The 11375-nt window shown below is 70.5% G+C and carries 9 protein-coding genes; 7 read left to right on the top strand and 2 right to left on the bottom strand.

The window, feature by feature from the left end; translation table 11 throughout:
* Positions 1-728: NYN domain-containing protein (locus tag IE182_RS28535; protein ID WP_229845191.1), on the bottom strand; the 728-nt coding region annotated here is incomplete at its 3' end.
* A 250-nt stretch (positions 729-978) separates the two neighbouring features.
* Here IE182_RS28535 and IE182_RS28530 point away from each other — a divergent pair.
* Entirely contained in the window at positions 979-1149 is a 171-nt protein-coding gene (locus IE182_RS28530) for a hypothetical protein (RefSeq protein ID WP_190112860.1), read from the top strand.
* Between the two features lie 92 nt (positions 1150-1241).
* On the opposite strand, the gene dnaE is transcribed toward IE182_RS28530, so the two are convergent.
* Positions 1242-4787 (bottom strand): DNA polymerase III subunit alpha, encoded by a 3546-nt coding sequence (gene dnaE, locus IE182_RS28525; RefSeq protein WP_190112859.1) that lies wholly within the window; start codon positions 4785-4787, stop codon positions 1242-1244.
* A gap of 182 nt (positions 4788-4969) precedes the next feature.
* Here dnaE and IE182_RS28520 point away from each other — a divergent pair, with 182 nt between their 5' ends.
* From IE182_RS28520 to IE182_RS28495, 6 genes are all read left to right on the top strand, one after another.
* Positions 4970-6304, top strand: coding sequence for a DUF2252 domain-containing protein (locus tag IE182_RS28520; RefSeq protein ID WP_190112858.1), 1335 nt, complete (start codon positions 4970-4972; stop codon positions 6302-6304).
* 37 nt (positions 6305-6341) lie between these two features.
* Positions 6342-6980 carry a hypothetical protein gene (locus IE182_RS28515; RefSeq protein WP_190112857.1) on the top strand — a complete coding sequence of 213 codons (639 nt, stop codon included), beginning with the start codon at positions 6342-6344 and terminating at the stop codon, positions 6978-6980.
* Between the two features lie 44 nt (positions 6981-7024).
* Positions 7025-7870 (top strand): thioredoxin domain-containing protein, encoded by an 846-nt coding sequence (locus tag IE182_RS28510; RefSeq protein ID WP_190112856.1) that lies wholly within the window; start codon positions 7025-7027, stop codon positions 7868-7870.
* Between the two features lie 108 nt (positions 7871-7978).
* A complete protein-coding gene (locus IE182_RS28505; protein ID WP_190112862.1) occupies positions 7979-8665 on the top strand; it encodes a hypothetical protein in 687 nt (228 codons plus the stop codon).
* 46 nt (positions 8666-8711) lie between these two features.
* The gene (locus tag IE182_RS28500; RefSeq protein WP_190112855.1) at positions 8712-9569 is read left to right on the top strand and encodes a thioredoxin domain-containing protein; all 858 of its coding nucleotides are present in this window, start codon (positions 8712-8714) and stop codon (positions 9567-9569) included.
* Positions 9570-9686: 117 nt separating this feature from the next.
* Positions 9687-11351 carry an alkaline phosphatase D family protein gene (locus tag IE182_RS28495; protein ID WP_190112854.1) on the top strand — a complete coding sequence of 555 codons (1665 nt, stop codon included), beginning with the start codon at positions 9687-9689 and terminating at the stop codon, positions 11349-11351.
* The last annotated feature ends 24 nt before the right edge of the window (positions 11352-11375 follow it).

The following is an 11375-nucleotide window of genomic DNA, read 5'->3' as shown; positions in this document are numbered from 1 at the left end:
CCCGGGCAGGGGGCGGCGGCCGCGGGGCCGGTGCCGTTGCCCTCGGCGGCCGGGCCGCCGTCGGCCGCCCGGCCCGCGGCGGCCGCGGCGGCCGCCGCGGCGGTCTCCGGCAGCGGCGCGGAGAGGATCGCGGCGATCTCGGGGCCCGGGGAGGGCTGCGGGGCGCAGATGCCGTTCAGCTCCTTGGCCCGTACGGCCCGGGTGATCCAGGTGCGGTCCAGGACGCGCCGCTCGTCGGCCTCGGCGACGAGGTCCTCGGACTGGTTGTAGTCGCCGTCGCCGGCCTGCACGGCCCACAGGTGGACGGCGACGCCGTGTTCCTTGGCGGCCATCAGGCCGGGGAGCAGGTCGCCGTCGCCGGTGACGAGCACGATGTCGGAGCAGGCGCGGTTGCGGGCGAGCTCGGTGAGCTCGGCGTGCATGGCGGCGTCGACGCCCTTCTGGGCCCAGCGGCCGTCGCTGCGGGTCAGGGCGCCCAGCCGGACGGTGACGCGGGGCATCACGCGCAGCCGGCGGTGCTCGGGCTGGGGCACCCGGTCGGGGGCGCCGTCGAACCAGTAGATCCTCAGCAGCGGGTGCTGGGTGTCGGCCTCGGCGCGCTCGCGCAGACCTTGGACGAGCGTTGTGTGGTCGACCGTGATGCGTGACCGGGCGGGTTCCCCGGCCAGCAGGCTCGCGGCGGCGCCCAGCAGATACCCGGCGTCCACCAGGACGACGCAGCGGTCCACGTTCCACCCTCTTTCCGTGAGTTCAGAAGTGCGGCCCCCCGGCACAGGCGTGCCCCGGTCTCCTTGGCTTTCCCAGGAGTCTGCCCGACCGTGCGGGGGTTATCAGTCCGAACTGGATCTTCGGCGTGGCGGATACGGGCCACGGCCGATAAGTACCCCTGTCACTCAGGGTAATTACCCGAAATGCACGTTTTGGTGGTGCGTGCGAGGGTGAGCCGAGGGGGTCGTTCCAATGCGGAGGCGCATCAGCATGGCGAAGAACAAGAACCGACAGCAGCCCTCGAAGCAGAGCGCGGCCGAGCGCGGCCAGCAGCAGGCCAAGAGCTCGTCGATGGAGTCCCAGTCGGAGCAGCGGTCCTCCCAGGTCACCCCTGGCGACCTCGCACGCAAGGGCAAGCAGAAGCGCTTCGGCCACAACTGACCGGCGCTTGGGTGCATTTGAGGGGCGCGTCCGCTTCAGGCGGGCGCGCCCCTCGTGGGTGTTCATGGTCCGGCGGGCCGGGGGCTCGCGTCTCAGCCCGCCAGGCAGGACGGGCCGAGCAGCTGCTTCAGGTCGCCGAAGAGCGCCGGGTCGGGCGTCACGCGGTGCCGGTCCAGGCGCAGCACGGTGGTCTTGCGGGCCCCCTGGAGCCTGATGCGCACCTCGGTGGAGCCCTTGTGGTGGGTGAGGACCTGGCCGAGCCGCTCCACCAGCGGCGGGGTGACCTTCACCGTGGGGATGGTGATGATCACGGGGGCGTTGGTGCCGGCGTTGGAGAGGTCCGGGACCATCAGCTCCATGGCGACCAGACGGGGGATGTCCTCGCGCTTGTCGAGCCGGCCCTTGACGAAGACGACGGCGTCCTCGACGAGCTGGGTGGAGACCAGCTGGTAGGTGGCGGGGAAGAACATGCAGTCGATGGAGCCGGCGAGGTCCTCGACGGTGGCGATGGCCCAGGCGTTGCCCTGCTTGGTCATCTTGCGCTGCATGCCGGAGATGATGCCGCCGATGGTCACGATGGCGCCGTCGGCGTGCTCACCGCCGGTGAGCTGGGAGATCGAGGCGTCGGCCTTGTCGTTGAGGACGTGCTCGATGCCGAAGAGGGGGTGGTCGGAGACGTAGAGGCCGAGCATCTCGCGCTCCTGCGCGAGGAGGTACGCCTTCTCCCACTCGAGGTCGGAGAACTCCACGTCGAGCCCGAAGCCGGGGCCGTCGTCGGCGCCGTCGTCGCCGCCCATGCCGCCGAACAGGTCGAACTGTCCCTCGGCCTCCTTGCGCTTGACCTGCACCACGTTGTCGATCATCGGTTCGTAGTGCGCGGTGAGGCCCTTGCGGGTGTGGCCCATCTCGTCGAAGGCACCGGCCTTGATCAGCGATTCGACGGTGCGCTTGTTGCAGACGACGGCCTCGACCTTGTCGAGGAAGTCGGGGAAGGAGACGTACTTCCCCTTGGACTTGCGGCAGCGGATGATCGAGTCGACGACGTTGGCGCCGACGTTTCGGACGGCGGTGAGGCCGAAGAGGATCACGTCGTCGCCCTGGGCCGCGAAGTTGGCCTCGGACTCGTTGACGTTGGGCGGGAGCACCTTGATGCCCATGCGGCGGCACTCGTTGAGGTAGGTCGCCGACTTGTCCTTGTCGTCCTTGACGGACGTCAGCAGGGCGGCCATGTACTCGGCGGGGTGGTTGGCCTTGAGGTAGGCCGTCCAGTACGAGACGAGGCCGTACGCGGCGGAGTGGGCCTTGTTGAAGGCGTAGCCGGCGAAGGGGACCAGCACGTCCCACAGGGCCTGGATGGCCTCGTCGCTGTAGCCCTTCTTGCGGGCGCCCTCCTGGAAGAGGACGAAGTTCTTCGCCAGCTCCTCGGGCTTCTTCTTGCCCATGACGCGGCGGAGGATGTCGGCCTCGCCGAGCGAGTACCCGGCGATGATCTGGGCGGCCTTCTGGACCTGCTCCTGGTAGACGATCAGGCCGTAGGTGACGGCCAGGACCTCCTGGAGCGGCTCCTCCAGCTCCGGGTGGATCGGCGTGATCTCCTGCTGCTTGTTCTTGCGCAGCGCGTAGTTCGTGTGCGAGTTCATGCCCATCGGGCCCGGCCGGTACAGGGCGGACACGGCGGAGATGTCTTCGAAGTTGTCGGGCTTCATCAGCCGCAGCAGGGACCGCATGGGCCCGCCGTCGAACTGGAAGACGCCGAGGGTGTCACCGCGCTGGAGCAGCTCGAAGGTCGTGGGGTCGTCGAGCGGGAGGGCCAGGAGATCGATGTCGATCCCCTTGTTGGCCTTCACCATCTTGACGGCGTCGTCCATGATCGTGAGGTTGCGCAGGCCGAGGAAGTCCATCTTCAGCAGGCCGAGCGACTCACAGCTCGGATAGTCCCACTGCGTGATGGTCACACCGTCGGAGTGGCGCACCCAGACCGGGACGTGGTCGGTGATCGTCTCGCTGGACATGATCACGCCGGCCGCGTGCACACCCATCTGCCGGACCAGGCCCTCGACACCCATCGCGGTGTCGATGACCTTCTTCACGTCCGGCTCGTTCTCGTACATCCCCCGGATCTCGCCGGCCTCGCTGTAGCGCGGGTGCTTGGGGTCGAGGATGCCGGAGAGCGGGATGCCCTTGCCGAGGACGTCCGCGGGCATCGCCTTGGTGAGGCGGTCGCCCATCGCGTAGGGGTAGCCCAGGACGCGGGCGGAGTCCTTGATGGCGTTCTTGGCCTTGATGGTGCCGTAGGTGCCGATCATGGCGACCTTGTCGGCGCCGTACTTCTCGGTGACGTACCGGATCACCTCGGCGCGCCGGCGCTCGTCGAAGTCGATGTCGACATCGGGCATCGAGATGCGCTCGGGGTTCAGGAACCGCTCGAAGATCAGGCCGTGCGGGATCGGGTCGAGGTCGGTGATGCCCAGGGCGTACGCGACGATCGAGCCGGCCGCGGAGCCTCGGCCGGGGCCCACCGCGATGCCCTGCTTCTTGGCCCACATGATGAAGTCGGCGACCACGAGGAAGTAGCCCGGGAAGCCCATCGAGATGATGGTGTCCATCTCGTACTCGACCTGCTTCATGCGGTCCTCGGGGATGCCGCCCGGGAAGCGGCGGTGCATGCCCCGCATGGTCTCCTCGCGGAACCAGGTGACCTCGGTGTAGCCCTCGGGGATGTCGAACTTGGGCATCAGGTTCCGGAACTGGAACATGCCCTCGGTGTCGATCTGCTCGGCGACCCGCTGGGTGTTGGCGCACCCCTCCTGCCAGGCGTCCGAGGCGTCGATGGCGTACATCTCGTCCGTCGACTTCAGGTAGTAGCCGGAGCCGTCGAAGCGGAAGCGGTCGGGGTCCGAGAGGTTCTTGCCGGTCTGGATGCACAGCAGCGCGTCGTGGGCGGCGGCCTCGTGCGCGTAGGTGTAGTGGGAGTCGTTGGTGACCAGCGGCGGGATGCCGAGCTTCTTGCCGATCTCCAGCAGTCCGTCGCGGACCCGGCGCTCGATCTCGATGCCGTGGTCCATCAGCTCCAGGAAGTAGCGGTCCTTGCCGAAGATGTCCTGGTACTCGGAGGCCGACTTCAGGGCCTCGTCGAACTGGCCGAGGCGCAGCCGGGTCTGCAGCTCGCCGGAGGGGCAGCCGGTGGAGGCGATGAGCCCCTCGGACCACTGGCTGATGGTCTCCTTGTCCATGCGCGGCCACTTGGTCAGCCAGCCCTCGGCGTAGGCGTCGGAGGACAGCCGGAAGAGGTTGTGCAGGCCGGTGGCGTTGGCCGCCCAGATCGTCTTGTGGGTGTAACCACCCGAACCGGAGACGTCGTCCCGCTTCTGGTGCGGCTGGCCCCACTGGATCCTGCGCTTGTTGCGCCGGGACTCGGGGGCGACGTACGCCTCGATGCCGATGATCGGGGTGATCCCGGCCTTCTGGGCGGAGTGGAAGAAGTCGTACGCACCGTGGAGGTTGCCGTGGTCGGACATGGCAATGTGTGTCATGCCCATCTCATTGCAGGCGTTGAACATGTCCTTGAGCCGCGCGGCACCGTCCAGCAGCGAGTACTGGGTGTGGACGTGCAGGTGCGTGAACGGCGTCTTGGCCACGGTGGAAGACCTCCGGCGGGCGGCAGCGGGTCGGAAAGGGACAGCTTTGAAGGTTACCGGCCCCCACCGACAGTCGCGGGCACGCGCCGGTAGCCTCGGACGCCTGCGGACGGCAGCACATGTGTCCGCCCCATGCCCCTCCCCCGGCCACCGCCGGGGATGCCCACCAGGAGGACCCAGCGATGGCGACCGAGTACGCCCCGGCCACGCAGCGCGGCGAAGAGATCCTCGCCGTTTTCGACACCGCCTTCGGTGAGCTGCTCGCGGCCGACCCGGCCGCCTTCCGCGTGAAGTTCCGGAAGATGGCCGCCTCCGCCTTCGCCTTCTACCGGGGCACGGCCTGCCTCTTCTACTCCGACCTGGAGCACGAGCGCGACGGCGGCCCGTACCTGGACGACCGCACGAGCCGGGTGTGGATCCACGGCGACCTGCACGCCGAGAACTTCGGCACGTACATGGACGCCAACGGCCGCCTGGTCTTCAACGTCAACGACTTCGACGAGGCGTACGTCGGCCCCTTCACCTGGGACCTCAAGCGCTTCGCCGCCTCCCTGGCGCTGATCGGCTACACCAAGGCGCTCAGCGACGAGAAGATCTCCGAGCTGGTGCGGATCTACGCCGCCGCCTACCGCGAGCGCATCCACGCCCTGGCCGCCGGCGCCAAGGGCTCCGATGTGACTGAGCTGCCGCCGTTCACCCTGGACACCGCCGACGGTCCGCTGCTGGACGCGCTGCGCGAGGCCCGGGCGATGACCCGCTTCGGGCTGCTGGCCACGATGACCGAGATCAGGGACTTCGAGCGGCGCTTCCTCGACGACGACGGCTCCATCGAGCTGGACGCGGCCACCCGCTACAAGATCCTCGCGGCCTTCGACGGCTACCTGGAGACCCTCCCCGACACCAGCCTGGCCCGCCCCGACTCCTACCGCGTCAAGGACGTCGTCGGCCGCCGCGGCATCGGCATCGGCAGCGCCGGGCTGCCCTCGTACAACATCCTCCTGGAGGGCAACAGCGACGCCCTGGAGAACGACGTCGTCATCTACATGAAGCAGGCGCAGACCCCCGCGGTCTCCCGGCACATCACCGACCCCGTGGTGCGCGGCTACTTCCAGCACGAGGGCCACCGCACGGTGATCTCCCAGCGCGCCCTGCAGGCCCACGCCGACCCGTGGCTGGGCTGGACGGAGCTGGACGGCGCCGGGCAGCTGGTGGCCGAGGTCTCCCCGTACGCCGTCGACCTCGACTGGTCGGACATCGACGACCCGGACGAGATCGCCGCCGTCGTCGCCGACCTGGGCCGCGCCACAGCCACCATGCACGCCGCCGCCGACGACCAGAGCGGCCACTCGCTGGTGCCGTTCTCCACCGAGCGCGCCATCGACGCCGTCATCGCCGCCGACGAGGAGGGCTTCGCCGACCTGCTCGTCGACTTCGCCCACACCTACGGCGCCCGGGCCCGCGCGGACCACCAGATCTTCGTGGACCTCTTCCGCAACGGCAGGATCCCGGGGCTTTAGCCATGGCTTATCCGGCGGCATGACAGACTCGGCCCTCATGGACATATCGGCGGCACGGCTGCGGGCACTGCGCGCGGCGCTGTTCTCAGCGCTGTGCGTCCTGCTGTCCGCGGCCTCCCACGTGCTGCTGTCCGGCAGGTCCCTGCCCGCCCCGGCCGTCGCCGCGGCCGGCGCCGGCGTCTTCGCGCTCGCCTACGCCCTCGCCGGCGAGGAACGCGGCTTCTGGCGCATCGCCGGCCTCCTCGTCCCCCTGGAGCTGGCCTCCGGGGCACTGTTCACCACCGGCCAGGACACCTGCTACGGCTCCGGCGGCCACCCGGCCGCCGCCCCGGGCGCGCTGACCTGGCTGTGCAGCGGCAGCATGGGCGGGCCGCTGGCCGACGTCGCCGCCCCCGGCACCGCCCCCTGGCTGCTGCTCGGCGGGCACATCACGGTCGGGCTGCTCGCCGCCGCCTGGCTGCGCCGCGGCGAGGCGGCGCTCGGCCGCCTGCTGCGCGCCGCCGCGGTGGCCGCCTTCCGGCCGCTGCTGCTGGCCACCGCCGCGCTCGGCGCGTACGCCCGGCCCGCGGGCGCACCCGCAAGGCCCCCGCGCCCCGCGCGCACCGTACGGCCGCGCACGCCGCTTCTCCACTCCGTCGTCCGGCGCGGACCGCCGCTGGGCCCCGCCCTCGGCTGAGCAGAGAGAAACCCGCACCAAGAGCACCACGGAGAAGCACCACCATGAGCAAGCGCAACAACTGGGAGAACAAGCAGAGCGCCCGCGAGCGGCTGCGCGCCGAGCGCGAGCAGCAGGCGAAGCGGGAGAAGGCCCGCCGCCAGTTCGTCGTCGCCGGAGCGGTCGTCGGCGTCCTGGCGATAGCCGGCGGCATCGCCTACGGCGTGAGCCGGATGAGCGACGGCGGCGGCGACAAGTCCACCAGTGCGGCGTGGAAGGCGGCGGCCGAGCAGACCCTCGTCAAGCCCGCCAACACCGCCGGCGACAACGGCACCGAGATCGTGATCGGCAAGAAGGACGCCCGGCACACCCTGGAGGTCTACCAGGACATGCGCTGCCCGATCTGCTCGGTCTTTGAGCAGAACGTCGGCGACACGATCGACAAGGACGTCAAGGACGGCAAGTACAAGGTCTCGTACCGCATCGGGACCTTCCTCGACCGCAACCCCCAGATCGCCGGCACGGGATCGAAGAACGCGCTCAGCGCGCTCGGCGCCGCACTGAACGTGAGCCCCGAAGCCTTCAGCGCCTACAACAAGGCCCTCTACTCCAAGGCCAACCACCCCGAGGAGACCAAGGACGACTTCTCCAAGGACGACGTCCTGCTGAAGGTCGCCCAGCAGATCCCCGCGCTCAAGGGGAACGCCCAGTTCGAGAAGAACGTCAAGGACGGCACCTTCGACAAGTGGGCGCTGGAGGTGTCCGACACCTTCGACAAGGCCAAGGACGTCACCGGCACCCCCACCCTGAAGATCGACGGCAAGAAGCTCCAGGTCGAGACCGCGAACGGCAAGGGCGTCCCGATGACCCCGCAGCAGTTCGGCCCGGCGGTCGCGGAACACCTCAAGTAGCCGCCGCTGCCGCCCCGGGCGGCAGTACCGCCACCCCTGCCGTCCCCTCATCGAAGATGCCGAATCGAGACGCGACACCTCACGGTTGCCGTGGCAGACTTCGGCGTCATGGAGGGGACGGCAGTTCGGTTCAGGGGAGTGCGCGCCGCGCTGTTCACCGCGCTCTGCGTCACCCTGTCCGCCGCCTCCCACGTCCTGCTGTCGCGCACCCCGCTGCCGGTGTCCACGGTCGCCGTGCTGTCGGCGGTGTGCTTCGCCGTCGCCTACGCCCTGGCCGGCCGGGAGCGCGGCTTCTGGTCCATAGCCGCCCTGCTCGTACCGCTGGAGCTGGCCGCCGACACCGTCTTCACCACCGGCCAGCACGCCTGTTACGGCCCGGCCGGCGGCCCCATATCGGGCCCGTTGCACTCGATGGGCGTCGATCTGGTCTGCCGCGGCGGTGACTTCGGCACCCCGCTGGCCCGGATGGCGGCCGACGGCCCCGGCTCCCTGCAGGGCGGCGCGGCCGCCTCGTCCGCCACCCCCTGGCTGCTGCTCGCCGCGCACCTCGCGGTCGGGCTGCTGGCCGCCGCCTGGCTGCGGCGCGGCGAGGTGGCGCTGACGCGGCTGCTGCGCGCGGTCGCCTCGTTCGCCTTCCGGCCCCTGCTGCTGGCCGTCGCCGCGCTCGGCGCCGGCGCCCGTCCCGCAGGAGTGCGCGTCCGGCCCGTGCGCGACACCCTGCCCTCCCGCACTCTCCCCCTGCTCGGACACTCCGTCGTACGGCGGGGACCGCCCGTGTGCCCGGCATCCGCCTGAGCACCACTTCGGTCCCTTTCCCGTACGTCCCCGACGGAGCGACATCATGAGCAACCGCAACAACCCGCAGAACAAGGCCGCCGCGCGCGAGCGGCTGCGCGCCGAGCGCGAGCGCCAGGCGAAGAAGGACAAGACCCGCCGTCAGATCCTGGTCGCCGGCGCGATCGTGGCGGTCCTCGCCATCGCGGGCGGCGCCGGCATCGCCCTCACCAAGGCGACCGACGGCAGCAAGAACAACAAGGTCAGCAGCGAGGACTGGGACGCGGCCGCCGCCAAGGGCGACTTCCGGCAGCCCGCCAACTCCACGGGCGACAAGGGCACCACGGTCGTCGTCGGCAAGCAGGACGCGAAGAACACCCTGGAGGTCTTCGAGGACATGCGCTGCCCGGTCTGCTCCGGCTTCGAGCAGAGGGTCGGCGAAACCGTCCTGAAGGACATCAAGGACGGCAAGTACAAGGTGCAGTACCGCATGGGCACCTTCCTCGACCGCAACCCGATGATCAAGGGTTCGGGGTCGAAGAACGCGCTGAGCGCGCTGGGCGCGGCGCTCAACGTCAGCCCCCAGGCGTTCCTGGACTACAAGAAGGCGCTGTTCGCGCAGAAGAACCACCCCGACGAGCGGGACGACGCGTTCTCCGACGACGAGAAGCTGCTCTCCATCGCCGGGGAGGTCAAGGAGCTCAAGGGCAACGCCGCCTTCGAGAAGGACGTGAAGGACGGCACGTACGACAAGTGGGCGCAGGAGATGTCCAAGACCTTCGACACCTTCGTCGGCCAGGGCAAGGACCTCCAGGGCACCCCCGGCCTCAAGCTCAACGGCAAGGTCCTGGCCAACCAGCAGGGCCAGGCTCCGCAGGCACCGCAGGAGTTCACCGCCCTGTTGGAGCAGTCGCTCAAGAAGTAGTCACCGCACCGTCGCCGGCGCGCGTCGGCGACGGCGGGCCGACGGGCGGGCGAACACTTCGTTACCGCCCGCCCGCGGCCTTACCCCCGGCATTACCGGGCAGTAAAGTGACGGCCCGTGACATCCCACGACATATCGCGCCGCACCGCCGTCACGGCCGCCGCGGCCACCGCCACCGCTGCCCTGCTGCCCCTGGCCGCCGCCCCCGCGGCCCTGGCCGACACGGGCCCCCCGGCCGCAGCCACGACCGGCTCCGGCACCACCTTCCTGCACGGCGTCGCCTCCGGCGACCCGCTGCCCGACGGCATCCTGCTGTGGACCCGCGTCACCCCCACCGCGGACGCCGAGCCCGGCTCCGGCCGCGGCCCGGCCGTCGAGGTCGCCTGGGAGGTGGCCGAGGACGCCGGCTTCACCCGCGTCGTCGCCCGCGGCTCGGTGACCGCCTCCGCCGCCACCGACCACACCGTCAAGGCGGACGTGCGCGGCCTGCGCCCCGCCACGGGGTACTTCTTCCGCTTCTCCGCGGACGGCACCCACTCCCCCACCGCCCGTACCCGCACGGCCCCCGCCCACGGCGCGGCCACCACGGGCGTCCGCTTCGGCGTGGTCTCCTGCGCCAACTGGGAGTCGGGCCACTTCTCCGCCTACCGCCACCTCGCCGACCGCCGCGACCTGGACGCGGTGCTCCACCTCGGCGACTACATCTACGAGTACGGCACCGGCCAGTACCCCGCCGCCAAGTACGTCGTGCGCCCGCACGCCCCCGCCCACGAGATCGTCACGCTGGCCGACTACCGCACCCGCCACGGCCGCTACCGCACCGACCCCGCCCTGCAGGCCCTGCACCACGCCCACCCCGTCGTGGCCATCTGGGACGACCACGAGTTCGCCAACGACGCCTGGACCGGCGGCGCCGAGAACCACACCCCCGGCGCCGAGGGCGACTGGGCCGTGCGCATGGCGGCGGCCAAGCAGGCGTACTTCGAGTGGATGCCCGTCCGCCCCTCCACCGAGGGCACCACCTACCGCCGGCTGCGCTTCGGCAAGCTGGCCGACCTGCACCTGCTGGACCTGAGATCGTTCCGCTCGCAGCAGGCGAAGAACGGCAGCGGCTCGGTGGACGACCCCGAGCGCACGATCACGGGCCGGGCGCAGCTGGACTGGCTCAAGGACGGCCTGGCGTCCTCCGACACCACCTGGCGGCTCGTCGGCAACCCGGTGATGATCTCCCCGGTCGCCTTCGGCGCACTCCCGGCCCACCTCCTGGAGCCGCTGGCGGAGCTGCTGGGGCTGCCGAAGGGCGGCATCACCATCAACACCGACCAGTGGGACGGCTACACCGACGACCGGCGCGAGCTGATAGCCCACCTGGCCGACCGCGCCATCCGCAACACCGTCTTCCTCACCGGCGACATCCACATGGCCTGGGCCAACGACGTGCCGAAGAGGGCGGCCACGTACCCGCTGTCGTCGTCGGTGGCCACCGAGTTCGTCGTCACCTCGGTCACCTCCGACAACCTCGACGACATCCTGCACGTGGCGCCGCACACGGTGTCCCTGGCCGCCGCCACCGCCATCAAGGCCGCCAACCGGCACGTGAAGTGGCTCGACATGGACTCGCACGGCTACGGCGTGCTGGACGTCACGGCCGAGCGGGCCCAGATGGACTACTACGTCGTCTCCGACAAGAGGAACCCGGACGCGACGTCCTCCTGGACCCGCTCCTACCGCACCCGCTCCGGCAGCCAGCACGTGGAGCGCGTGGACGCCCCCGTGCGCTGAGGCACCGCCCGGTCGCCGGACGGG

The sequence above is a fragment of the Streptomyces cinnamoneus genome (assembly GCF_014650495.1).
Lineage (GTDB): Bacteria > Actinomycetota > Actinomycetes > Streptomycetales > Streptomycetaceae > Streptomyces > Streptomyces cinnamoneus.
This window is presented reverse-complemented; position numbering and strand designations above follow the sequence as displayed.

Bases quoted from the DNA above. Each gene is read 5' to 3' on its own strand.
- IE182_RS28505 (WP_190112862.1), top strand. From the start codon at position 7,979: ATGGAGGGGACGGCAGTTCGGTTCAGGGGAGTGCGCGCCGCGCTGTTC.
- IE182_RS28510 (WP_190112856.1), top strand. From the start codon at position 7,025: ATGAGCAAGCGCAACAACTGGGAGAACAAGCAGAGCGCCCGCGAGCGG.
- IE182_RS28500 (WP_190112855.1), top strand. From the start codon at position 8,712: ATGAGCAACCGCAACAACCCGCAGAACAAGGCCGCCGCGCGCGAGCGG.
- IE182_RS28520 (WP_190112858.1), top strand. From the start codon at position 4,970: ATGGCGACCGAGTACGCCCCGGCCACGCAGCGCGGCGAAGAGATCCTC.
- IE182_RS28530 (WP_190112860.1), top strand. From the start codon at position 979: ATGGCGAAGAACAAGAACCGACAGCAGCCCTCGAAGCAGAGCGCGGCC.
- IE182_RS28515 (WP_190112857.1), top strand. From the start codon at position 6,342: ATGGACATATCGGCGGCACGGCTGCGGGCACTGCGCGCGGCGCTGTTC.